25 protein-coding genes are annotated in these 23,127 nt (G+C 57.3%); 14 read left to right on the top strand and 11 right to left on the bottom strand.

The window, feature by feature from the left end; translation table 11 throughout:
- Window positions 1–105: 105 nt before the first annotated feature.
- From DW806_RS09285 to DW806_RS09260, 6 genes are all read left to right on the top strand, one after another.
- A complete protein-coding gene (locus DW806_RS09285) occupies window positions 106–801 on the top strand; it encodes a 4Fe-4S binding protein (protein ID WP_118729762.1) in 696 nt (231 codons plus the stop codon).
- Between the two features lie 267 nt (window positions 802–1,068).
- Entirely contained in the window at window positions 1,069–2,091 is a 1,023-nt protein-coding gene (locus DW806_RS09280; protein ID WP_118729761.1) for a LacI family DNA-binding transcriptional regulator, read from the top strand.
- 8 nt (window positions 2,092–2,099) lie between these two features.
- Window positions 2,100–2,873: an alpha/beta hydrolase gene (locus tag DW806_RS09275; RefSeq protein WP_118478566.1), complete on the top strand. Its 774-nt coding sequence runs from the start codon at window positions 2,100–2,102 to the stop codon at window positions 2,871–2,873.
- A gap of 2 nt (window positions 2,874–2,875) precedes the next feature.
- A complete protein-coding gene (locus DW806_RS09270; protein ID WP_118478568.1) occupies window positions 2,876–3,370 on the top strand; it encodes a GNAT family N-acetyltransferase in 495 nt (164 codons plus the stop codon).
- Window positions 3,371–3,508: 138 nt separating this feature from the next.
- Entirely contained in the window at window positions 3,509–3,811 is a 303-nt protein-coding gene (locus DW806_RS09265) for a DUF2089 family protein (RefSeq protein ID WP_110437322.1), read from the top strand.
- Window positions 3,811–4,185: a hypothetical protein gene (locus DW806_RS09260; protein WP_118478570.1), complete on the top strand. Its 375-nt coding sequence runs from the start codon at window positions 3,811–3,813 to the stop codon at window positions 4,183–4,185. The genes DW806_RS09265 and DW806_RS09260 overlap by 1 nt, the downstream gene beginning before the upstream one ends.
- Before the next feature lie 841 nt (window positions 4,186–5,026).
- Here the strand turns inward: DW806_RS09260 and DW806_RS09255 are convergent.
- The 6 genes from DW806_RS09255 to DW806_RS09230 form a co-directional block, all read right to left on the bottom strand.
- Window positions 5,027–5,569, bottom strand: a complete 543-nt coding sequence (locus DW806_RS09255) for a nitroreductase family protein (RefSeq protein WP_118729760.1) — start codon at window positions 5,567–5,569, stop codon at window positions 5,027–5,029.
- Window positions 5,570–5,634: 65 nt separating this feature from the next.
- Window positions 5,635–6,036, bottom strand: coding sequence for a secondary thiamine-phosphate synthase enzyme YjbQ (locus DW806_RS09250; protein ID WP_110437318.1), 402 nt, complete (start codon window positions 6,034–6,036; stop codon window positions 5,635–5,637).
- A gap of 2 nt (window positions 6,037–6,038) precedes the next feature.
- Window positions 6,039–6,608, bottom strand: a complete 570-nt coding sequence (locus tag DW806_RS09245; RefSeq protein WP_118729759.1) for a hydrolase — start codon at window positions 6,606–6,608, stop codon at window positions 6,039–6,041.
- Complete coding sequence (locus DW806_RS09240) at window positions 6,598–7,932, bottom strand: CCA tRNA nucleotidyltransferase (protein WP_118729758.1); 1,335 nt, start codon at window positions 7,930–7,932, stop codon at window positions 6,598–6,600. Before DW806_RS09240 ends, DW806_RS09245 begins: the two co-directional genes overlap by 11 nt.
- Window positions 7,932–8,138: a DUF896 domain-containing protein gene (locus DW806_RS09235; protein ID WP_116704796.1), complete on the bottom strand. Its 207-nt coding sequence runs from the start codon at window positions 8,136–8,138 to the stop codon at window positions 7,932–7,934. The genes DW806_RS09240 and DW806_RS09235 overlap by 1 nt, the downstream gene beginning before the upstream one ends.
- Window positions 8,139–8,183: 45 nt before the next feature.
- Entirely contained in the window at window positions 8,184–8,684 is a 501-nt protein-coding gene (locus tag DW806_RS09230; RefSeq protein ID WP_118729757.1) for a hypothetical protein, read from the bottom strand.
- 142 nt (window positions 8,685–8,826) lie between these two features.
- Between DW806_RS09230 and DW806_RS09225 the strand changes: the two genes are divergently transcribed.
- The 3 genes from DW806_RS09225 (at window position 8,827) to DW806_RS09215 (ending at window position 11,229) form a co-directional block, all read left to right on the top strand.
- A complete protein-coding gene (locus DW806_RS09225; protein ID WP_118729756.1) occupies window positions 8,827–10,092 on the top strand; it encodes an O-acetylhomoserine aminocarboxypropyltransferase/cysteine synthase family protein in 1,266 nt (421 codons plus the stop codon).
- A gap of 56 nt (window positions 10,093–10,148) precedes the next feature.
- The gene (locus tag DW806_RS09220) at window positions 10,149–10,604 is read left to right on the top strand and encodes a GNAT family N-acetyltransferase (protein WP_118285100.1); all 456 of its coding nucleotides are present in this window, start codon (window positions 10,149–10,151) and stop codon (window positions 10,602–10,604) included.
- Window positions 10,605–10,713: 109 nt separating this feature from the next.
- Window positions 10,714–11,229, top strand: coding sequence for an HD domain-containing protein (locus DW806_RS09215; protein ID WP_110437311.1), 516 nt, complete (start codon window positions 10,714–10,716; stop codon window positions 11,227–11,229).
- A gap of 45 nt (window positions 11,230–11,274) precedes the next feature.
- Here DW806_RS09215 and DW806_RS09210 read toward each other — a convergent pair whose 3' ends face one another.
- Together DW806_RS09210 and DW806_RS09205 are read right to left on the bottom strand one after the other, a co-directional pair.
- The gene (locus DW806_RS09210) at window positions 11,275–12,264 is read right to left on the bottom strand and encodes a hypothetical protein (RefSeq protein ID WP_118729755.1); all 990 of its coding nucleotides are present in this window, start codon (window positions 12,262–12,264) and stop codon (window positions 11,275–11,277) included.
- Window positions 12,251–12,745 (bottom strand): RNA polymerase sigma factor, encoded by a 495-nt coding sequence (locus tag DW806_RS09205; RefSeq protein ID WP_158578337.1) that lies wholly within the window; start codon window positions 12,743–12,745, stop codon window positions 12,251–12,253. The genes DW806_RS09210 and DW806_RS09205 overlap by 14 nt, the downstream gene beginning before the upstream one ends.
- A gap of 223 nt (window positions 12,746–12,968) precedes the next feature.
- Between DW806_RS09205 and DW806_RS09200 the strand changes: the two genes are divergently transcribed.
- Entirely contained in the window at window positions 12,969–14,063 is a 1,095-nt protein-coding gene (locus DW806_RS09200) for a stalk domain-containing protein (RefSeq protein WP_118729753.1), read from the top strand.
- A 47-nt stretch (window positions 14,064–14,110) separates the two neighbouring features.
- Here DW806_RS09200 and DW806_RS15420 read toward each other — a convergent pair whose 3' ends face one another.
- Window positions 14,111–14,671 carry a hypothetical protein gene (locus tag DW806_RS15420; RefSeq protein ID WP_188885673.1) on the bottom strand — a complete coding sequence of 187 codons (561 nt, stop codon included), beginning with the start codon at window positions 14,669–14,671 and terminating at the stop codon, window positions 14,111–14,113.
- 234 nt (window positions 14,672–14,905) lie between these two features.
- On the opposite strand from DW806_RS15420, the gene rlmB reads away from it, so the two are divergent.
- Complete coding sequence (gene rlmB / locus DW806_RS09190; RefSeq protein ID WP_117752336.1) at window positions 14,906–15,679, top strand: 23S rRNA (guanosine(2251)-2'-O)-methyltransferase RlmB; 774 nt, start codon at window positions 14,906–14,908, stop codon at window positions 15,677–15,679.
- 13 nt (window positions 15,680–15,692) lie between these two features.
- Window positions 15,693–17,903: a hypothetical protein gene (locus tag DW806_RS09185; protein ID WP_118729752.1), complete on the top strand. Its 2,211-nt coding sequence runs from the start codon at window positions 15,693–15,695 to the stop codon at window positions 17,901–17,903.
- Between the two features lie 164 nt (window positions 17,904–18,067).
- Here the strand turns inward: DW806_RS09185 and DW806_RS09180 are convergent, their stop codons facing one another.
- A complete protein-coding gene (locus tag DW806_RS09180) occupies window positions 18,068–18,949 on the bottom strand; it encodes an AraC family transcriptional regulator (RefSeq protein WP_158578336.1) in 882 nt (293 codons plus the stop codon).
- 369 nt (window positions 18,950–19,318) lie between these two features.
- Between DW806_RS09180 and DW806_RS09175 the strand changes: the two genes are divergently transcribed.
- Window positions 19,319–20,125 (top strand): 5-deoxy-glucuronate isomerase, encoded by an 807-nt coding sequence (locus DW806_RS09175; RefSeq protein ID WP_110437304.1) that lies wholly within the window; start codon window positions 19,319–19,321, stop codon window positions 20,123–20,125.
- 309 nt (window positions 20,126–20,434) lie between these two features.
- Complete coding sequence (gene iolD, locus DW806_RS09170; RefSeq protein WP_118729767.1) at window positions 20,435–22,396, top strand: 3D-(3,5/4)-trihydroxycyclohexane-1,2-dione acylhydrolase (decyclizing); 1,962 nt, start codon at window positions 20,435–20,437, stop codon at window positions 22,394–22,396.
- Between the two features lie 224 nt (window positions 22,397–22,620).
- Here the strand turns inward: iolD and DW806_RS09165 are convergent, their stop codons facing one another.
- Window positions 22,621–23,025 carry a VOC family protein gene (locus DW806_RS09165; RefSeq protein ID WP_118285092.1) on the bottom strand — a complete coding sequence of 135 codons (405 nt, stop codon included), beginning with the start codon at window positions 23,023–23,025 and terminating at the stop codon, window positions 22,621–22,623.
- Window positions 23,026–23,127 lie beyond the last annotated feature (102 nt).

Raw genomic sequence — 23,127 nt, 5'->3', positions numbered from 1 at the left:
ACCGCAGGTGTCTACCCTCTTGTGCCCCCGCCGGGTAGGCGGCCCCCCGCTGGCTCAGCGGAACCATCTCAAGACAAGAAACAGGATATATAAGGAGAAAACACTATGATTCGCAAAATTATCGAAATCGACAAAGAAAAATGCAACGGCTGCGGCCTGTGTGCCCACGCCTGCCACGAGGGCGCTATCGGCATGGTGGACGGCAAAGCCGCTCTGCTCCGCGACGACTACTGCGACGGCCTCGGCAACTGCCTGCCGGTCTGCCCGACAGGCGCTATCTCGTTCGTCGAGCGCGAAGCCGCCGCTTACGACGAAGCCGCCGTGCAGGCCAATATGCAGGCAAAATCTCAGCCGCACACCGGATGCCCGGGCAGCATGGCACGGAGTATGGAACACGCCCCGGTCAATCAGCCGGCCTCGTTCATTCCGATGCCGAGCCAGCTGCGCCAGTGGCCGGTGCAGATCAAGCTTGTGCCGGTGAATGCGCCTTATTTTGACGGCGCAAACCTGCTCATCGCGGCAGACTGCACCGCTTACGCGTACGCAAATTTCCATCAGGATTTTATCCGGGGGAAGGTAACGCTCGTCGGCTGTCCCAAGCTGGATGATGTGGATTACAGCGAGAAGCTGACCGAAATCCTCCGTCAGAACAACATCAAAAGCGTAACCGTTGTCCGCATGGAGGTGCCGTGCTGCGGCGGACTGGAATACGCCGTCCGCACCGCGCTGCAGAACTGCGGCAAGCTGTTGCCGTGGCAGGTGAAGACCATTTCCATCAAGGGCGAACTGCTGGACGACTGACCGATTTCTGTCGATTTCACTGATTTGCATTTGCAATTTTCGTTCAAAACGTGTAAAATAAAAAGGTAACACCACATAATTGGACAAGAGTGATTTGTGAGTAAAGTTTGTGTTCTGACGCGGCACGGTTTCGCAGCAATACTTGATGTGTTGCAAGAAATCGTAACAAAGTCAGAGTGCAAAATTTCCACAAAGCACCGCAGTCAAATTGTGTGGTGGTGCCTTTGGAATGACACCGCGCAACGCGGTATGTAGGAGCGAAAATTCATGGCAGTCACTTTGGCAGAAATCGCTGCGCTGGCGGGCGTTTCCCGCGGTACGGTGGATCGGGCACTTAACGACAGAGGACGCGTCGATCCCAAGGTTGCGGCACGCGTGCGCTGCATTGCAGCAGAGCGAGGCTACCGCCCGAACCGTGCGGGACGCATGCTGGCACGCGCGAAAAACCCGATCAGGATCGGCGTGATCGTCCAGTCGGTCGAGACCATGTTCATGCACACGGTATTTGAGGAGATCGAACGCGCATCGGCGCACTTTACCACCACCGGCGCAGAGGTGCTCGTGCGGCCGCTTGAGGGCATCGATGCACAGCAGCAGCTGGACGTGATCGACGAGCTGCTCGAGGCAGGCGTGCAGGGCATCGCGCTTTCTCCGGCGGAGGACGAGCGGATACGCGCCCGTATTCAGGAGCTGTCCGGGCGCATGCCGGTCGTTACCTTCAACTCGGATCTGCCGGACTCGGGCCGCCTGTGCTATGTCGGCGTGGACAATTTCGCGTGCGGACGCATGAGCGCCGGTCTGATGGACCTGCTGCTCGCCGGTCACGGGGAAGTCCTGTTGGTTGCCGGTCAGGAAAACAACTGGTCACATCAGCAGCGTGTGGACGGCTTTCAGACCGAGGCTGCCGCAAATTTCCCCGGTTTGAGTCTGCTGCCGCCGCAGACCTGCGGGGACGATCAGCAGCTGGCGCATGATATTGTGTGCCGCGCCGTGCAGGAGCATCCGTCGCTGCGCGGTGTGTACGTTTCGGTAAACGGTCAGCTCGGCGCGTGCGACGCGCTGCGTGAACTGGGTTTACAGGGCAAGGTGCACCTGATCTGCCACGATTTGATTCCGGCAAATGCGGAGAATGTCCGCCGCGGACTCATCGACTTCCTGATCGATCAGGATGCCGCCCTGCAGGGGGCACGTCCGATCGAGCTGCTCATGGACTACCTGTTGGCAGGCGAAAAGCCGGAGACCGACCGCATTCTTGCGTGCATTGATATCCGCAACCGCTACAACGTGTGAGGTGCGCGATGAAAGAGGTTTTGCGGCTCGATCACGGCGTTTTGACGCATTTTCCGGCACCGGCCGGATGGAATAAGCCTGCGCTCATCCTGTGCCCGGGCGGCGGCTACGAATACTGCTCCATCCGGGAGGGCGCACCGGTCGCGCGTGCGTTTGCGCGGGACGGTGTGGAAGCGTTCGTGCTCGAGTACGACTGCACGGAGGTGCCGCTTGGCGTAAAGCCGCTGCACACGCTGTCCGCGTCTGTCGCCTGGGTGAGAGAACATGCGGCACAGCTCGGCATCGCGGCAGACCGCATTGCGGTCGGCGGATTTTCGGCGGGCGCCCATCTGGCGGGACTGCTGGCGGCGACGTGGCACGACGCGGACTGGTTTCCTGCGGGCACGGATTTGCAGGCGCACCGACCGAATGCGGCGGTGCTGTGCTATCCGGTGGTCTCGGCGGGAGCGTATGCGCATCGCGGCAGCTTTGTGCGTCTGGCAGGTGAAAATGCTGCGGAACAGCGGAGATTTTCGCTGGAAACGCTGGTTTCCGCGCGCATGCCGCGTACATTTTTGTGGCACACCCTGACGGACGCGACCGTTCCGGTCGAGAACACGCTGCTGCTCGAGGCGGCTTTGCGCCGAGAGAACATCAGCCACGAGCTGCACCTGTTCCCGCACGGCGTGCACGGACTCGCGCTCGCGGATTTGGAGACAGCAGACCCGATGAAAGGGCGCGTGCCCGACCGGCATATAAACCGCTGGCAGGTACTCTGCGCGGAATGGCTGAAGGAGGAATAACAATGCAGATTCGACACGCCCGGCCGGAGGATCTTCCGGCGATGCAGAAAATTTTTGCGGACGCGCGGGCATTTATGCGCGAAAACGGCAATCCCGATCAGTGGGGAGACAGATTCCCGACGCAGGAAATGCTGGACAAGGATCTTGCACTGCACCGCAGCTACGTCTGCGAGGACAACGGCAAAATCGCAGCGACCTTTGCGTTTACGACCGACGGCGAGCCGACCTACCGCGTCATTCGCGGCGGCGCCTGGCTGGACGATGCGCCGTACGGCGTTGTCCACCGTATCGCGGCGGCAAAGGGCACGCACGGCGCGGCTTCGTTCTGCATGAACTGGTGCATGGAGCAGTGCGGCAACATCCGCATCGACACGCACGCGAACAACAAGCCCATGCAGGGTCTGCTGAACAAGCTCGGCTATACCTATTGCGGCGTCATTGAGCTGGAAAACGGGCGCGGAGAACGTCTGGCGTTCCAGAAACGAGTAGAAAAGTAAGTAAGAAACAGCAAACGGCATACCGGAGAGAATCTCACGGTGTGCCGTTTTTTTATTTCCGGACTTTGATAAAATTAAAGATTGACTTTAATATAATTTGATATTATAATGAAGTTGCAATGAAAGGAAGTGATAGCCGTGGCAATCGAGGTAATGCCGGAGTGGCTTGCATCGCTGGACGAGGAGGACGTGTCGTTCATCAAAAAATTCGTGCTGGCGTCGGGTTCGCTCAAGGAGGTCGCGGGCATTTACGGTGTGACCTACCCGACCGTGCGCCTGCGTCTGGACCGTCTGATCCAGAAGATCAGACTTGGCGAGCAGGCGGACGAGGAGCCGTATATCGCGCTCATCAAGCGTCTTGCGGTCAAGGACAAGCTGGATTTTGACACGGCGAAGCTGCTCATCAACGAGTACAAAAAGCTGAGAGAGGGGAACAAATAATGCTGATTGCAACGGTTTCTACAATTATTTCGCTGATTTTTCTGATCGCGTTTGTCGCGGCAATGATTATTTTGCAGGTCTATCTTTCCAGACGGAAGAGCAAAGTGCCGGGACTGGTACTGCCTGCCATCACGTTTTCGGGGGAGCTGTTCATCCTGCTGAACGTGGTGACGAATGTGGTGATGACCTCAGTGGCTGACAATGCGGTTGGCGGAGTGGATTCGTATGACGTGTTCGTGACGGTGCTCAACACGGTGCTGACGCTGCTCGTTATCTCCATGCCGACCATCGTGCTGCTGGTGATCTACTTCCTCAGCCGCAGAGGGATGAACCGCAAAAAGCAGATCGAGAAGATGAATATTCAGGATTTGTGAGTTTTTCGCTGAAATTCAGCGGGACATGGCCTGCCCGGCCGGGGCACAAGAGGGTAGACACCTGCGGTTTCCACCCTCTTGTGAATCACCCCTTTCCCTTGGAGGGCACGGTGGTGATGGGAGAACTGAGACTATAGAGGAACGGCAGAGGATTTTTTCTACCGTAGGGGAGCACAGTGTGCTCCCATTTCTTTACCTATTCGCAGTGTCAGATACCGTTCTGCTACACATAAGATTAAGTCCACGCAGAGGGCGGCATGACAGTGCCGCCCAATTTTTTTGCGCGTTATACCGCCCGGCACCTGCGAAGATAAATTGTACCGAATGCTTAATTCGCAGGTGCCGTGCGTTACAACATGCCAAAGTGTTGCGCGACACTGTTATGTCGCGCCTGCGTAGAGTAACTCGCCTGTGTAGCAGTATGCTATCTGTGAACTGCGAAAAGGTGGAGAGAGCCACGCAACGGTAACCCGACTGCCGTTCCTCTTTTCGAAGCGGTCGCCGGTCTCTGGTCTGCGCCAGATTAGGAAGCAAGGGAAAGGTAGGAGTTCAAAGAGGAAGGAAAACCGCAGGTTGTCCTTCCTTTTTGCCCCCGCCGCGGGCGCGGCGAATCCCCGCGCTCCGCAGAGCGCAACTCCCCGCTGAGGTTCAGCGAAAAACTCCCCGCCCGTCAGGGTCGAACACGCTAACGCAGTTCGCGCACCCCGGCTTTCCGGTGCAGAAAAAGGAGCCGCCCAGATAGGGCGAACCCGCCGACGGCAGTTCGTGTGCCCTGGTCACCTTGTGTCGAGAAAAGAAAAGCACCGCAGAATTGCTTCCACGGTGTTCAAAGTATGCGCTTTTACTCAAATCGCAGCAGCGTATCGACATCCTTACGCGCCGGCGCCTGCGGGTCCTGTGCCGGATGACCGAGCGCGATGAGCGCGGCCACTTCCTGACCCTCGGGGATTTCCACAACCTTGGCAACCTCAGCGGGATCGTAAATACCCATAATAACCGTGCCGAGACCGAGCGCATGCGCGGACAGGCAGAAGGTCTGTGCGGCGATGCCCGCATCAAAGGACTGCCAGTGAGTGGCAAGCGGGGTACTGAACGAGCCGTCGCGCTCGTAGCCGGAGCGCTCCTTGATCATGGTCAGCACGACCAGCGCCGGTGCGCCGTGGGTGGTCTTCTGGTTGTAGGTAAAACCGAGCATGCAGTTGTCGGCCAGCTTGTCCTTCTTTTCCTTGTCGGTCACAACGATGTAGCGCGCGATCTGCGTATTCTTCCAGCTCGGCGCAAAGGCGGCAGCTTCAACGACCTGACGAACCTCGTCCTCGGTCACAGGCTGCTCGGTGAACTTGCGGATGCTTCGGCGGGTTTTGATACATTCCAGTGCTTCCATGAGAATATCTTCCTTTTTAGAGTATGTTTGACTTTATTATAGCAGAGCGGAAAAGCAAGTGCAAGTTAATTATCCGCCATTACCTTAATATAGTAGCGGCGATGGCGCGGACCGTCGAACTCGCAGAAGTACACGCCCTGCCAGATGCCGAGGATGGGCTTGCCGTCCTCGATGAGCACGGTCTGGCTCGGGCCGACATAGCTGCACTTGAGGTGCGCGGTCGAATTGCCCTCGGCATGCCGGAACTCCCGCCTGTCGGGAAACGCCTCGCGCAGACCGAGCAGCAGGTCGTGCTGCACATCCGGGTCAGCGTTTTCGTTGATGGTGATACCGGCGGTCGTATGCGGGCAGTACACCACGGCAAGGCCGCTCTGCACGCCGCTTTCGCGGATGACTTCACGCAGTCTGGCGGTGATATTGTACATGCCCTCGTGATCGGTCGAGATGGAAAATTCCCTGGTTTTCATGCTCATTCTCCTCGGCTTTCGTGCAGATAGGTCGCTTCCAGATCGGAAAGGTGCAGCTTTACGGCAAGCGGGTACTTCTCGAACGCATGCGCGAGTGCGAAGCTGCCGCCCTTGACCGACTCGTCAAAGCCGCCCATGTGCCAGCGCACGGCGATCGCTTCCTCGGTGCGCAGCCGCATGAACCGCTCGATCAGGAACACGGATTTTTCGCCGTGACCGTACGGAAACTGGTCGTCTACTGCGTAAACCGGCACCTTTTCCCACTCGCCGCGGTCGTTTTTGCGGTTGCGCAGCTCGGTCTTGTAGAAACCGGCCTTGCACAGATCGTGCAGGAGCGAAACGATGGTGTAGCTTTCCAGATCGTCGGTTTCGGGATTGAAATGCTTGGAGATCAGCACGTTGTACACGTTGAGCGAGTGGTCGAGCAGACCGCCCTCATACGCAGCGTGGAACCGCGTGGACGCGGGAGCCGTGAAGAAATCCGTGCCCTCGAGCCACGCAAGCAGCTTTTCCGCGCCCGGACGATGGATGTTTTTGTTGTAGGTTTCGATGAAAATCTCTTTATTTGTCATGTTGTTCCTCCATTCGGGTGCGGGCAAGCCGCAGAAGCGTATCCCGCCGATTGTCGGTCTGACCGTCTATCACGGCATCCAGCAGGGCGTGCAGCATTTCACCGACCGGCCTGCCGCGCAGACCAAGCGCCTGTAAATCGGTTCCGTTTACGGCAAGCTGCCGCAGCGAGAAGCATTGCTCCTGCGCGAGCACGCGGTTCAGCAGCGCTTCGGTCTCAAACAGCTGCGCTACATAGTCGCGGCTGGTGCCCTGACCGACCGCATCGCCTTTTTTGATTGCCAGCAGGTCGCGGAACCGCGCCTCTCCGATGCGCGACAGGCTGCGCCGCACCAGCTTTTCGTTGTCACCGAGCGGTGTGTCGTGCCGCTCGACCAGCAGGAGGATGCGTTCGGTGTCCGCGCTCGAGAACCGCAGCCGCGGCAGGAGCTCGCGCGACAGCGCAAGGCTCGCCTTAGGATGTCCCCGGAAATGCCCGATGCCTTGCTCGTCCACGGTCTTGCAGGCGGGCTTGCCGCTGTCATGCAGTAGCATCGCCCACCGGAGCACCGGCTCGGCCGGCACCTGACCGACCGCGCGCACGGTGTGCTCCCACACATCGTACAGGTGGTGCGGATTCTGCTGCTGACAGCCCTGCATGGGCGCGAGCTCGGGCAGGGCAGAGGTGATAAGGTCAGCATAAGTCATCAGTGTGCGCTGCACATAGCGGCCGCACAGCAGACCGGTCAGCTCCTCGCGGATGCGCTCGGCGGCAATGCAGTCCAGGCGATGCACCTGCCGCCGCATGGCAGCGGCGGTTTCCGGCTCGATGGCGAATCCCAGCTTGGATGCGAAGCGCAGTCCGCGCAGGATGCGCAGCGCGTCCTCCTGAAATCGGGTGTCTGCATTACCGACCGCGCGCAGAACGCCGTTTTTGAGGTCGGTTTGCCCGCCAAACGGGTCGCACAGACCGCGTTCCGGGTGCCACGCCATCGCACCGACCGTGAAATCCCGGCGGGCCAGATCCTCACGGATGTCGGTGACAAAGCGCACGCCGTCCGGATGCCGCCCGTCCGAGTAGCCGCCCTCCGTGCGGTAGGTGGTAATCTCGAGCGGGCCGCCGTCCGTGAGCACGGTCAGCGTGCCGTGCCTGAGTCCGGTGGTGAGCACACGCGCGTCCGCGAACACAGCCTGCATCTGAGCCGGAGACGCGGACGTACACAAGTCCCAGTCGTGCGGTTCGACTCCGCGCAGACTGTCGCGCACGCAGCCGCCAACCGCCCACGCCTCAAATCCGGCACGCTCTAATCGCCGGATGGCGTGTGCCGCGTGTTCGGGCAGCCGCATCACTTTTTGTCCTGCTTCAGCTTGTACGAGCTGCCGTCCGGATTGATAACCACCGTGTTGTCCAGCTGTGCCTTTAGGCTCTTGCGGAAATCGGCAACGTACTCTGCGCGGAGCTCCTGCTGCTCCTTCTTCTCCGCGTCGGTCAGTCCTTCGGTTTTGGCCTTTTTGGCAAGCGCGTTGATGCGTGCAATTTTTTCGTCTGTCATATTGCAAAATCTCCTTGATTATCCTTATGCTATCTTTATATTATATCAAATTTCTATCCGTAATGAAAGCCTTTTGCGGACGCTGAGCAGCCGTTTCCGGTTATATCGCTGAATCCACGCGAACGGCAGGTTCGCCAGCTGAATCGCAAGCGCAATGACCGCATACCGGATGAGCCACGCCGTCCGGTCGGCGCTCAGCAGACAGAACGTGAGCGACACCCATCCGAGCACGCCGATCACATAATGAATCACCTCCGCGCGGCAGGTGATGAACAGAAAACGGTCGAGGTATGCCGTATCCCGCCCGGATTTGAGGTGCCGCTTGTCAAATTCGGGATTAAACTGCGGCAGCCGGTCCTTCCATTTCGGCAGACCGATCTTGCGGAAAACCCGCATTTCCCAATCGGAAACCGTGAAAAAGCGCCGGTTTGGGTCGAACCACCGTGTCTGCACGTCCTGCGGCAGAGCGCAGAATACGCCAGCCGTACCGAAATGCAGTCCGACCCAGAACGCTGTATTCAGCAGAGTAATGAGCAGATCCTTCATGCGGTTTGCCTCCCTTCGTACTGCCTCTATCATACCATGATACCGCCGTTTGTTCAACCGAACTGCCTTGACCGACAGGCTTCTGCATGCTACAATAAATGGAGATTCTTCTACGTTAAATCATAGTAAAGAGGTAGTCTATATGAAAATCGAAACAAAATGCCTGCATGAAGGCTACAAGCCGGAAAACGGCGGTCCGGGCGTCATGCCGATCGTGCAGTCCACCACTTACCGCTTTGACTCGACCGCAAAGATCGCGTCCCTGTTCGATATGCCGACAGAGTGCATCTACTCGCGCTTTGCCAACCCGACCTGCGACGCGGTAGAGAAGAAAATCGCGTCCCTCGAGGGCGGCGTCGGCGCGATGCTGACTTCCTCGGGTCAGGCGGCATCCCTGCTGTCCATCCTCAACCTGTGCTCGGCAGGCGACAGCTTCATCGCGGCTTCCACCATCTACGGCGGCACGATCAACCTGTTCGGCGTAACGCTCAAAAAGCTGGGCATCGAGTGCATCTGGGCGGACGCAGAGGCAAGCGAGGAGGAAGTGCAGAAGCTGTTCAAGCCCAACACCAAGGCTGTGTTCGGTGAGACGCTGGCCAATCCCGCTCTGACCGTGTTCGACATTGAAAAGTGGGCGAACATCGCGCACAAGAATAACGTGCCGCTCATCGTGGACAACACGTTTGCAACGCCGGTGCTGTGCCGACCGATCGAATGGGGCGCGGATATTGTCATCCACTCCACCACCAAGTACATGGACGGCCATGCCGTACAGGGCGGCGGTGTGATCGTGGACGGCGGCAAGTTTGACTGGGCGGCATCGGGCAAGTTCCCGGATTTCACCGAGCCGGACGAAAGCTACCACGGCGTGGTCTACACCCGCGAGTTCGGCGCGATGGCGTACATCATCAAGGCGCGTATGCAGCTGATGCGCGACTTCGGCTGCTATCCGGCAGCGCACTCGGCGTTCCTGCTCAACCTCGGTCTGGAGACCCTTCCGGTGCGTATGCGTCAGTACTGCGAGAACGCGCTGACCGTTGCCAAGTTCCTCGAGTCGAGCGATAAGATCGCATCCGTTCGCTATCCCGCACTGCCGGGCAACGAGCACTACGAGCGTGCACAGAAGTACCTGCCGATGGGCACCTCGGGCGTTATGTCCATCGACATCAAGGGCGGCCGCGCTCCGGCGATGAAGTTCATGGACAGCCTCAAGCTGGCGTGCAATGAGGTTCATGTTGCCGACATCCGCACCTGCGTGCTGCATCCGGCGTCCGAAACCCACCGTCAGCTGACCGACGAGCAGCTGGTTGCCGCAGGCATTGAGCCGGGCATGGTTCGCATTTCGGTCGGTCTGGAGAATGTTGAGGACATTATCGCTGATTTGGAACAGGCTCTTAACCAGATTTAATTTACAGCAAAACAGGGTGTGTCAACGGACATGCCCTGTTCTTTCAGGAGGAAACTATGCGTATTCGCTCTATCGAGGCATCCGACCGCGAATTCTTTATCGACCGCTGCCATGCGTTCTACAAAACGCCTGCCTGCGACCATGAAATCCCGCAGCAGAACGCCGAACGCACGTTTGAGCTGCTCCTGCACGGCACGCCGTATGCGGACTGCCTGATTGCCGAGGACGAGAACGGACAGCCGTGCGCGTACTGTCTGCTGGCGCTCACCTGGTCGAATGAGGCGGGCGGTCTGTGCGTCTGGCTGGAGGAAATCATGGTGGATGACGAGCAGCGCGGCAAGGGCATCGGCAGCAGGATCATCGCCGCGGTGCACGAAAAGTACAACACAGCCGCGCGGTATCGTCTGGAGGTAACGGAAAGCAACGTGCGGGCAAGTGCCCTCTATCACATGCTCGGCTTTGAGGATTTAGAGTACAGGCAGATGATACTGGACACGCCGCCGCTCGGCTAAGCAGATCGTTGGTATTTTTGTCACAAACTTGTTACAAATTACCTCTTGATTTTGTGCACTAAGCGCACTATAATAAAGACATCAAAAGAAAGGAAGGAAGGTGGGTCCGATGGACAGTGAAATCCAGCAGTACGCGGGAGATATCCTTGCACATCCGCGTTTTCAGCAGCTTCGCACGTTCTGTCACCACGGACTGGACAACTCTGTGTATGACCATTCCGTTGCGGTAGCGGAAGCAGCCTGTCAGATCGCCCGCCTGATGCGTCTGTCGGAGAGCGAAACGACTTCGGTTGTCCGTGCCGCGCTGCTGCATGACTTTTTCGGCTATGACTGGCACGGCGAGCGCTTTCGCCGTTATCTGAGCCATTTTTCCGGCGTGCACCGCATTGCGCACATGCACGGGTTCATTCACGGCCACATCGCAGCCGACCGCGCCAAGCATACCTTCGGTCTGTCCGAGCGGGAGTGCGAAGCCATCGCACGGCACATGTTTCCGCTGGCGGCCATGCCGCGCACAAGAATCGCGTGGATCGTCACCGTGGCGGATAAAGCCGTGGCATCCAAGGAAATGACCGCCGCTGTCGGCGGTTACGTCTCGCACGCGTACCATAAAATTTTCGCATAAAAAAGCACCCGATCTCCATTGTGTCTGTTGGAGATCGGGTTTTTGTTATTCGTAGATGGAGTCGATGATTTCCTTTACCTCATCTACCGAAAGCGGTGCAGAAATCAGCACTTCATATTGGTCAATCATGGCAACCGCGTTGATTTGCTCCAGATTGTGCATGATGTACCATGTGGCATTTGGTTTTTTATATTCGATAACCGGACGGTCGTCCTTTTCGATGCCACCGGCACTGCCGTTTAGTGGAACTTCAATGAGTACCAGAATATAAGGACCGTTAGGGTCGGTGGGTTTGGTATAAGAACCGACAAAAGTTACTCGATCGGAGAGATAATCTTTTGTGATTTGAATTTGGGGTATGGAATACGCAGAAGGAATTTTAGTAGGTGCCATTTTCTGTTTTACACCGAATTCCGCTAAAGTGGTTTTCAAATCCGCATTGGTGATATCGAAATACTCCATAACGTGCATTTCATTCCAAGTGGACTCGGTTTTCTCTAAGTTGGTATCGGACAAATCTGTATCCGGTAAATCTTCATATCCGGGTTCAGGTACCTGTGGGTCAGCAGGCAGAGGATTCGCCTCTGAGCCGAGCGGTGCATTCGGGTCGTATTCCACCGTGTCGGTCGCGTGCTCATAATTCACCGATGTACCATCCGGAAAATGCGTATACCCGTCCTCAGTGGTCTCAAAATCGTCATGTCCGCTCTGGAAAAAGCCGAACGTCTCGGAATCCCACATCGCCGCATAGTCGAACGGATTGTGACCGGTAGCCAGCGCAAACACGGTTCCTGCGGCGAAAACAGCCGCCGCGACAACAAAAACGCGGTAGCACAGCCGCCGCCCGCGGTGCGGCTTGACGAAAAATTCCCTATGGTCGGCCTTGAACTTTTTGAGTGACGCTTCTGTGTCGATTTCCGGCACGTCCGTCTGCGTCTGCAAATACTGCTCGAGCGCAGGCAGAGCCGCATCACCGTTTTCGCAAACGTCGTCCATCAGCCGGAACAGCTCGTCAATCTGCTTAGAATCCTGCATTGTCGTCACTCCTTTCCATAAGTTCGGCGCAGTGCCGCCGTGCGCGGCTGTACTGGCTGCGGCAGGCGGTCTCGGAAATGCCGAGTTTTTCCGAAATGGTGGAATAGTCCATGTCCTCAGCGAGCCGCAGGGTCAGAATGCGCTGTTCGGACGCGGATAAGCCCTTTGGCAGCATACCGGAAAACGGTATCAGCTCGGGTTCGGCTGCACGCAGAATGCTTTCCTCAAGCGGCGCGGCCGCGTGTCTGCACTGCGCGCGGTATTCGCTGATGGCGTTGTTTTTCAGCACACGGAACAGCCACTTGACCGGCTGCTCGTGCTCCATCACGCTGTTTATCTTGGCCAGCAGGATGAGAAAGGTGTCGGCCACAATGTCCTCGGCAATATCGCGGCTGCCGACAATGGGCAGAACGGTCTGCACCATCATCCTGTAATACTTTGCATATGATTCCTCGAAAAAGAGGATTTGCTCCTGTGTCAATTTGGTTCCCCCTTGGGTTGGAAATGATACCATTCAATTATACAACGCCTGAGCGGGATTTTCTGTGGCAAATTTTTTGAAAAATTTTTTTAGCGGCTTGTTGTCACAAAACGGCGCTCTCGGTCGTTATAATAGTATCGGGAAAAATGGATTGACAGAATATGATTTTTGTTGTATACCATAGGTATGGATAGAAAAAACTGTATTATGTGGAGGGGCAATTATGACTAAGTTCAAGAAAATCGTAAGCGGCACACTCGCGGGCTGCCTGATGGCGTCCGCACTGATGATGAGCGCAGGCGCAGCCAATGTGCAGACCTATATACCGTCGGGTACGGTGCAGGCAGCTGCACAGAATACGGCGCAGACCCGCACTGCCGTAAAAATCAATCCGCAGAGCGCGAACATCTATGTTGAGGGCATTCCGGCCACCTTCCCGAGCGAGGACGGCAAGACGGTTTACACGGCGCTGAGCTACAACGGCTCGACCTACATGCCGCTGCGCACGGTTGGCCGCTGGATGGGCAAAAATATCTCGTGGGACAGTGCATCGCGCACGGTGTTCCTGTCCGGCACTACGGAAAAGTCGTATCCGTGTGCGGATGACGATGCGTACCACAAGGAAGGCGTAAAATATGTCGGTGCGACCGGCACGGCTACACTCGATAAGGGCGTGAAGGTGCTCGTGGACGGCAAACAGCAGACCTTCAAGAACCAGAAGGGCGAGACCATTTATCCGCTGTTTTACCGGAATTCCATCTATCTGCCGCTGCGCAACATCGGTGAGCTGACCGGCATGGATGTAACGTGGTACAGCGCCAAGGCAGAGAATGACGTGAACGCCATCTTCCTGCGCATGCCGCTTTCGGACAGCAAACGCGCCGAAATGGAAGCCTATGCGACGAACCTCATGAAGCAGCTGCTCGATATGCGAACGGATACGCAAAAGTTCAAGAATTGCGATTCTGCGGTGAAAAACGGCAGTTATACCGACTATGTGATTACCGATAAGGCGGCTGCTATGGCGGCGCTGGATTCCATCAAGCGCAAGGCGCAGACCATCCGCAGCGGCATGACCGAGCAGGCCAACCCGATTCGCTACTACAACAGCAGCCTGATGAACGAACTGGATTTCCTCATCAATAACGCGGATACCGTGATGGACCGCGTGAAGAACGGTCGGGTTGTGGTCGGCAGCAGCAATCCGGATACGAGCGTAGTCGATCAGACCGCCGTTATGTTCGGCGCGGATGATACCATGCTCGACTGCGAACGTATGGTTCGCATGCTGCGGCAGAATATGGATAGACTGTTTTAACAGGCAAACAAAAGAAGCTGAGACAAAATCTCAGCTTCTTTTTCATGTTATCCGCCGCAGACCGAGCAGGCGGTGTAACCCTGCCGCTTGGCCTCGGAAAGCGACATTGGAATCTGGCTTTTCTTCAAATACCGGCAGCCGGCGCTGTGATATTTGGAGCCGGTGTCCGTGACGTAAACGGTCTCGCTCTGGTCGTCCGAGCTGCTGTAAGCTGCCGGGACGGACGAACTGTCACTCGAGGAACCGCCGGAGGACGAACCGCTCGATGCACCTGCTTTGAGCGTATCCACCTGATTCTGTAAATCTGCCTTCTGGCTCGTGAGCGTGTCCACCTGCGTCTGCAGGCCGTTCTTCTCCTCGGTGAGCGAAGCCACCTGCGCTTTCAAATCGTCAATGGCCGGCTGGGATTCGTCCGCCTGCGCCTGCAGGTCGGAGACCGAGTCTTCCAGATGGCTTACCTGCGACTGCAGGGAAGCGGTCTCGTTCATCTGCTCCGCCAGATGGTGATAATAGGTGTACGATGCACCGCCTAAAATGCAGTTCAGCAGCAGAGAAGCCGCGATTACAAGTGTTTTCAGCGTGTTTTTATCAAATTTTTTGCCATCCATAGATGTCCTCGCTCCTTTCAGTCCGGTTTCATTGTATCGCCTAAAATCTGGCTGTGTAAATGCGGCAGAGCGAATTGTCGATATCTGTCGAACTTATGGCAGCACTTTTGCGGCGATGTTTGTATAATTTTCGTGTCTAACATTGAAAAACAGTCGGGAAGTGTGTATAATGAAACTAACTGAAAGTATCTGAGGATATGCAAAGTTATTTCTCATTTTGGAGCGTAAAAATTTATGGCATATGAAAAAAACAGACGCCGTCCTCCGGTCGAGGATGACGGCACGCTGATTGAGGGACGCAACGCCGTCCTCGAAACGCTGCGCGCAGGCCGTGCAGTGGATAAGGTGTTTGTGGCCGAAGGCGCACACATCGGTGATGTGGCGGCAGAGGCGCGCAAGCATCGCGTTCCGGTCGTCACCTGCGACCGGCGCAAGCTGGACGGCATGAGCCCGACCGGCAACCATCAGGGCGTTATCGCACAGGCGGCGGCACAGGAGTACGTCTCGCTCGACGATATTTTCCGCGTCGCCGAGGAGCGCAGTGAGGTGCCGCTCATCGTTGTCTGCGACGGCATCGAGGACCCGCATAATCTGGGTGCCATCATCCGTTCGGCAGAGACCGCAGGCGCACACGGCGTTATCATCCCGAAGCGCAGAGCTGTCGGTCTGACCGCGGCTGTCGCTCGTTCGGCGGCGGGCGCACTCGCCTATGTCGGCGTACACAAGGCAAACAACCTTGCGTCCACGCTCGATGAACTCAAGGAACGCGGTGTATGGCTGTTCGGCGCGGAGGCTGACGGTACGGTCGGCCTGTATGACGCACCGTTTGACCGCCCGACCGCCATCATCATCGGCTCGGAAGGACAGGGGCTCAGCCGCCTGACCCGCGACAAGTGCGACTACATCGTCAGCATCCCGATGAGAGGCCGTGTCAATTCGCTGAACGCATCCAACGCGGCGGCTGTGCTGCTGTTTGAGGCGCTTCGCCGACGCACACAGGGCAATTAAGGGGGAAGTGAACATGGATAGAAAAGACGATATGGATCTGGAATCGCTGAAAAATATGCTCAGCGACGTACCGGATACCGATGAATTTGATCTGGATTCCATCATCGCCGAGGTGTCCGGTCAGGCGCCCGCAAAGGCGGCAGAGCCAATGCCTAAGGCAGCGGCAGAGCCGGAAAAGCCGGTCGAGCCGCAGCCCGCACCGGCGGCAGAGACCAAGGCAGAGGAGCCGCAGACGGCTCCCAGAAATAAGAAGGATAAAACGGCAAAGAAGGCTGCAGAGACCGTAGCCGCCGCACACGAGTCTGTTGAAGAAGCACGCGAAGCGCGCATCGCGGCGCGCGAGCAGAAAATGGCAGAGCGTGAGCACAGGACCGCGCAGAAGATCGCAGAGCGGCAGGCACGCCGCGAGGCCAAGTTGGCAGAAAAGGAAGCTGCCGAGAAGGCCGCCGAGCAGCAGGAGATCGTGGAAGAAGCCGCTGCCGAGGAAGCAAGCCGCAAGGCGAGCATCTCGCGCAAGCAGGCAAGAGCGGCACGCATTGCCGCCGATCAGGCAGAAGAAGAGGAGGACATCAAGCTGGTCGATCCGGAGGTAGCTATGCACGCGGCACGCCGCCGTTCGGGCATTCTGTCGTTCCGGTCGCTGCTGGTGCTGATCCTTGCCGCAGCTGCCGCGTATCTCAGCTTTGCACCGAGCTTTGAGGCACTGCCGCTTCCGGTCGTGCTCGATATTCTGCAGAACCCGACCATCGGCATCGGCGCACTGGCTGCCCTGCAGATCCTGGCGCTGCTGATCGGTATTGACGTGTTCGGCAACGGCTTTTCCTCGCTGCTGCATGGCCGTCCGGCACGCGGCACGCTCGTGTCGTTCGCGGCGCTGGCATCGCTGCTGCACTGTGCCTCTCTGCTGGTATTTCCGGATCAGGGCGGCGTCGCCGTACCGTACACGGCGGTTTCCATCCTTCTGCTTTACGCCGAAATGCGTGAGGCACGCGGCCGCAGTCTGGCGCAGGCGCGTTCCTATCGTGCCGTCTGCGAGGCAGAGCAGCCGCTGGCGGTTTACAGCCACTACGACAGCGAGATTGACGCGTGCAATGCCGTCAAGTGCCCGCTGTATGATGCAAGCTCGTTCCTGACCGAGATCGAGCGACCGGACACGGTTGACCGCTTCTCGCTCATCTACACGCCGATCGCACTGGCGCTGGCAATCATCCTGTCGCTGGTCGCTTCGTTCAACTGCGGCGAGCCGGTGCGCTTCTTCTGGGCGTTCTCGGCGATCCTGTCGGTGTCTGCTCCGATCGGTCTGCTGTGCGCGTTCGGCGCAAGCTACAAGAACACCGCAAGCCGCCTGCTGCGCTCGGGTGCAGCCATTGCGGGTGCGCGTCAGGCCAACCTGCTGCGCGGCACGGAGAAGGTCATGCTGCTCGAGAACGATCTGTTCCCGACCGGCTCGATCGAGCTTGAGGCCATCGACAATCTGGGCCGTATCACGGACGAGCAGATTCTCGGCTGTGCAGCCGCGCTGACCGAATCTGCCGGTCTGGAGCTGGGCCGCGTGCTGACCGATACCACGAAGGAGCGCTTCGGCATCACCTTCACCGCGCGTGACGTGCGTCTGGTCGAGGGCGGTGTAACCGGCGCTGTCGGCACCAGCCGTATCGTGCTCGGCACAGCGGCGCTCATGGTCAAGATGGGCGTTCCGATCGAATCCGGCCATAAGGGTCAGATCAATATGTATCTGGTTGTGGATAACGCGCTTGCAGGCGTGCTGACCATGCGTTACCAGACTACCAAGAATACCTATAAGGCGATGCGCCTCATGCGCCGCATGCACATGAATGCGGTCCTCGCTGTTCGTGATTTCAATATCTCCCCGGCGATGATTGAGGAGGAGTTTGACCTTCGACGCGGCTTTGCCGACCAGCCGGACCCGACAGGCGTGGATCGTCTGCTGAATCCGAATTACGCCAAGGGCGATGCACCGGCAGCTATCCTCACCCGCGAGGGTGCCGGTCCGTTCATGCAGGTGCTCCGCGGCGCGGATAAGCTGGCAGGCGCCGTCCGCTCGGCGCTGACGCTCGGCACGTTCGCCGGCCTGCTCGGTATGCTGATCGTGTTCTACCTGCTGTACCAGAACGCCGCAGACGCGCTTCCGGTGATGAATATCCTGCTGTATCAGCTTATTTGGTACATTCCGGTGTTTATTATCACCCAGCAGACGAGATAAGACATAGAAAAAACCTCCGTATGGTTCATACGGAGGTTTTTGCGTTTTCTGGCAGTAATTAGGCGGGGGACACAAACTGCGTCAGCGTGTTCGCCCTGTCAGGGCGAACACGCTCGCGCAGTTCGTGTGCCCCGCTCCGCCGGTGCAGAAAACAAGTCTCGTGTTTAAGTTAAACTGTTTTTCCGATAATGCGACGGCGAAACGCCATACACAAGCCGAAACCGCTTGATAAAGTAGCTGAAATTATCAAATCCAACGCGAAACCCGACCTCCATGACCGGAAGATCGGTCTCACGGAGCAGACGCGCCGCCTGCTCGATCCGCAGGGAATTGATATGCTGGGTGAATGTCCTTCCGAAATTATCCCGGAAAAAGGTGCTGAAATACTGCGGCGACAATCCAAACTCCGCTGCAACCGCCGACAGCGAGAGCGGTTCGGTGAAATGCTCACCGAGGTAGCCGACGATCTCCTTCAGCTGCTGCGCCTTATAGTCCGCGCCCGGGCGCATTTGATGTCCGACAAGTCTGCCGTACTGCGCGCACACCGCCACGATGCCGAGCAGCGCGGCCTTCACGGCAAGCTGACAGCCGGGCGCCTGCACTTGCCACGCGCGCACGATCTGTGCGAGCAGCGCACGGATTTCGTTCTGCCCGGGTTCACCGGCGCGGATGCAGGTGTCGAACCGCAGCCGTCCCTCCGCGAGCGGCGCGAGCAGCGCGAATTCGCTCTGGTCGGCGCGCGAAAACTGCAGGAAATCCGCCGCAAACACGAACGAGCGGAACTGATTTTCCCGTCCGGCGGCGCGGATTTCGTGCAATTCCTCACCGGCGGCGAAGAACACATCGCCGTGGGTGCCCTCGTAGGTGTGGTCAGCGATGGTGAGCGAAACGTGGCCCGCGTCCACCGTGATGATTTCCAGCTCCGGGTGCCAGTGATAGGGGATAAAATCGCTGTCATCGGCCTCGCTGCCGTCCAGCGCGGGGTAGATCTGGAACGGAAACGCAAGTGTGCCGTGCTCTTTTTTTTCTCGGCGGGCTGCATCCATGGCGAAAATCCTTTCTGATGCACACGCTGCGTGCATACCTTAAAATCGTGTTATTACTGCTGAAGAAATTGCAAGCAATCCTTTGAATATCTGCTATAATTATAGATGAAAAAGGAAGGGAAGGCAAGAGTGCGACACAAACCAATCGTATTTTTGTTGTATCATTTGCGAGAAAATCCACTCGGATTTTTGTGCTGAATGACAAAGCCTTTCCGCACCGCGCCGAATCCGTTCAATGAGTGGTTGAAACTGGCTGTTATGGCGTGGTATAATGATAACAGATAGGCTGTTTTTCACAGCTGAATCTGCGTGATCGGGTGGGATATACCGGTCACCGCACCAAAAAATTATTTTTTGGAGGGAATTCCTATGTACATGGATAAGCAGGTCAAGCGCGGATACAACGAGTACATCCGTCTTGACGAAGGCATCGGCAAGGATGCCATGATGGACGTTGCTCTCCTCGTGATGGAAGACGGCGACACCTGGAGCTGCGAGGAGCCTGAGAAGGAAGTTGCAGCACTGGTATTCGACGGCAAGTGCACCATCAAGTGGGAGAATGAGTCCTACGACGTAGACCGTCCGAATCCGTTCGATTACAACCCGTCCTGCCTGCACGTTTGCAAGGGCGTAAAGTTCGAGATCATCGCACACGGTCCGTGCAACATCTACATCCAGAAGACTTTGAACGAAAAGACCTTCCCGAGCAAGATGTACAAGCCGGAAGACACCGATACCTGGGCACGCGGCAACAAGGGCGAGCTGATGGGCTGCATCAAGCGCGATGTACGCACCTGCTTCGATCTGGACAACGCGCCGTACTCCAACATGGTTCTGGGCGAAGTTGTCAACCTGCCGGGCAAGTGGTCCTCTTACCCGCCGCATCATCATCCGCAGCCGGAGTGCTACTTCTACCGCTTCGACAAGCCGATGGGCTTCGGCGCAGGCTGGGGCAACGGCGAGATTTACGAGACCCATCACAACGGTCTGGCTATCATCACCGACAAGATGCACTCCCAGGTAACCGCACCGGGCTACTCCTGCTGCTACGCTTGGGGCATCCGTCATCTGCCGGGCAACCCGTGGGACAAGACCCGCATCGACGACGAGGAGCACCTGTGGCTGCTTGAGGACGATGCCAACGATCATATCTGGCACTGCCCGAGCGGCAACTAAAGCCTGCCGGAGTATAGGGGGGACGCTGTCCCCCCTATATACGAAAAAAGTTCCGTAGAAACTTTTTTCGATACCCCCCTCTCGTTCGCACAGCGAACGAGGCTCGGGACACCACGTCCCGAGGCAGTGGTATCAAAGTCCGGCGGAGCTGGACTTTGATAAGGAACTGCATCTGCCGCGTGCACGCGGCAGGCACGAGACCTGTCTCGTGCGTTTGGGAACCTATGGTTCCCTTGCCCCTCCTTTTGTGGAGCGGAGGCATTGCTACCTTTATAAAATATTTATGGGAGGATTTCCAACATGATTCATATGGAAACCGTTCGTCTGACTGCGTCTCAGGCACTCGTTCGCTTCCTCGAGAACCAGTATATCAGCTACATTGATATGGATGGCAACGAGCAGGAGCACAAGTTCGTTAAGGGCATCTTCATGCTGCCGGGCCACGGCAACGTAGTTGGCTTCGCTAACGGCGTTGAGCAGGAGCTCAAGGACATGGTTGTTTACCAGGGCAAGAACGAGCAGGGCATGGCTCTGGCTGCAGTTGGCTACGCTAAGCAGATGCGCCGCAAGTCCATCTTCGCCTGCACCTCTTCCGTAGGCCCCGGCGCTTGCAACATGGTTACCGCTGCTGCAACCGCTACCGCTAACAACATTCCGGTTCTGATCCTGCCGGGCGACATCTACGCTTCCCGTCAGCCGGACCCGGTTCTCCAGCAGATGGAGCAGCCGCAGAACCTGTCCATCTCTGCTCATGATGCTTTCCAGGCTGTTACCAAGTACTGGGGCCGCATCAACCGTCCGGAGCAGGTTATGACCGACATGATCTCCGCTATGCGTGTTCTGACCGATACCGCTAACACCGGTGCTGTTGCAATTTCTCTGCCGCAGGACGTTCAGGCTGAAGCATACGATTACCCGGTTGACTTCTTCAAGAAGCGCGTATGGCGCATCGACCGCCGTCCGGTTACCAAGTATGCTCTGGACAAGGCTGTTGAGGTCATCAAGAACGCAAAGAAGCCGCTCCTGATCTGCGGCGGCGGCGTTCGTTATGCTGAGGCACACAAGGTATTCAAGAAGTTCGCTGAGGACTTCGGCATCGCATTCGGCGAGACCCAGGCCGGCAAGTCCGCTGTTGTTTGGGATCACGAGCTGAACCTCGGTGGTCTGGGCACCACCGGCGGCATCGCTGCAAACAAGCTGGCGCACGAGGCTGACGTTGTAATCGGCGTTGGCACCCGTTACACCGACTTCACCACCGCTTCCAAGTGGCTGTACCGCACCGACGCTAAGTTCGTCAACATCAACCCGTCTGAGTTCCAGGCTTACAAGATGGACGCTACTCCGGTCGTTGCTGACGCAAACGAGGCTCTGACCGCAATCGGCGAGGAGCTGGCTAAGATCGGCTACCACACCGACAAGGCTTACGCTGAGGAAGTTGCTGCTCTGCGCAAGGAGTGGTGGACTGAGGTTGAGCGTCTGGACAAGGTTGAGTACACCGACAAGGAGCACTTCACCCCGGAGTGCAACGACGACAACCGTGAGTGCGTTGAGAAGTACATCGAGGATACCGGCTGCAAGCTGTGCCAGACCACCGTTCTGGGCACCATCAACCACATGATCGATGACAACGCTATCGTATGTGCAGCAGCAGGCTCTCTGCCGGGCGACATGCAGGGTCTGTGGCGTGCACGCAAGGAGAACACCTACCACATGGAGTACGGTTACTCCTGCATGGGTTACGAGGTTGCCTCCGCTCTGGGCGCTAAGATCGCTTGCCCGGATCAGGAAGTTTACGCTATGTGCGGCGACGGTTCCTTCGACATGCTGCACTCTGAGCTGATCACCTCGGTTCAGATGGGCCACAAGATCAACGTAATGCTGTTCGATAACGCTTCCTTCGGCTGCATCAACAACCTCGAGGTTTCCAACGGCAATGCTTCCATCTGCACCGAGAAGAACATGCTTGAGGAAGGCGTAACCAACGGCGTACACAAGGGCAAGGTAATCCAGGTAGATTACGCTGCAATCGGCGCTGCTTACGGCTGCAAGACCTACACCGTTAAGACTCTTGACGAGCTGAAGGCTGCAATCGAGGATTCCAAGAAGCAGACCGTTTCCACCCTGATCGACATGAAGGTTCTGCCGAAGACCATGTCCGCAGGCTACGAGGCTTGGTGGCGTGTAGGCGTAGCTGAGGTATCTCAGAAGGCTGAGGTTCAGGCTGCACGCAAGCGCATCGAGGATCACCTGTTCGAGGCTCGCCACTATTAATCCGGCGCGATAAACTCGCTTTAGGTTTACGAAAGCTCCCAACCGTGAGGTTGGGAGCTTTTTTGTCGCTTGAGGGCTGAATAATGGAGAATTGAGAATTAGTGTGGTGGTTTCGTTTTTTATTTGTATGCTGTTTCATTTTTAAGGAGCGAATTAAATAGTTTCCGTAGGTCGGGCTGCATAAAAAACACCTCCCATCGATACAGACGGGAGGTGTTCGTTTTTTACAGCATTTGCAGCAGCTCGATCTGCTCACCGGACGGGCCGGTGAAGAACCAGTTCTGCAGGCCGCCGAAGGTATTCGGCAGCACCTTCTTCTCCGGTGCGGTGAAGCTGATAACGCCTGCTGCCTTGAGGTCAGCCGCGGTCTTGTCGAGGTCGTCAACGTAGACTGCGAAGTGCGGGATGCTGCCCTCGCCGGACGGCACGAGCGTGCCTGCGGGCGGCTCGATCAGCTCGAGCAGGAAGCCGCCGAATTCAACGAGCGCCAGCTTCTTCAGGCCCTCCGGTGTCTCTACGCCGTCGCGCTTGAATACACTGCCGCCGATCATTTCGTAAAATGCAATGCTCTGGTCCATATCTACGGTGTAGATCGCAATATGGCCGATACCTTTATAGTGTTCCTTCATGGTGATTCCTCCTTGTACGGGCATTCTCGCCTTAGTATTAGCATAGCACGTTTTTGCGGATTTGCATAGGGGACAGGCATAAAAAAACGACCGTCTTTTGAC

The sequence above is a fragment of the Butyricicoccus sp. AM32-19 genome (genome assembly GCF_003480365.1).
GTDB classification, from domain to species: Bacteria; Bacillota; Clostridia; order Oscillospirales; family Butyricicoccaceae; genus Agathobaculum; species Agathobaculum butyriciproducens.
Note: the sequence above shows the minus strand (reverse complement) of the source record. Positions and strands in the feature narration are given on the sequence as shown.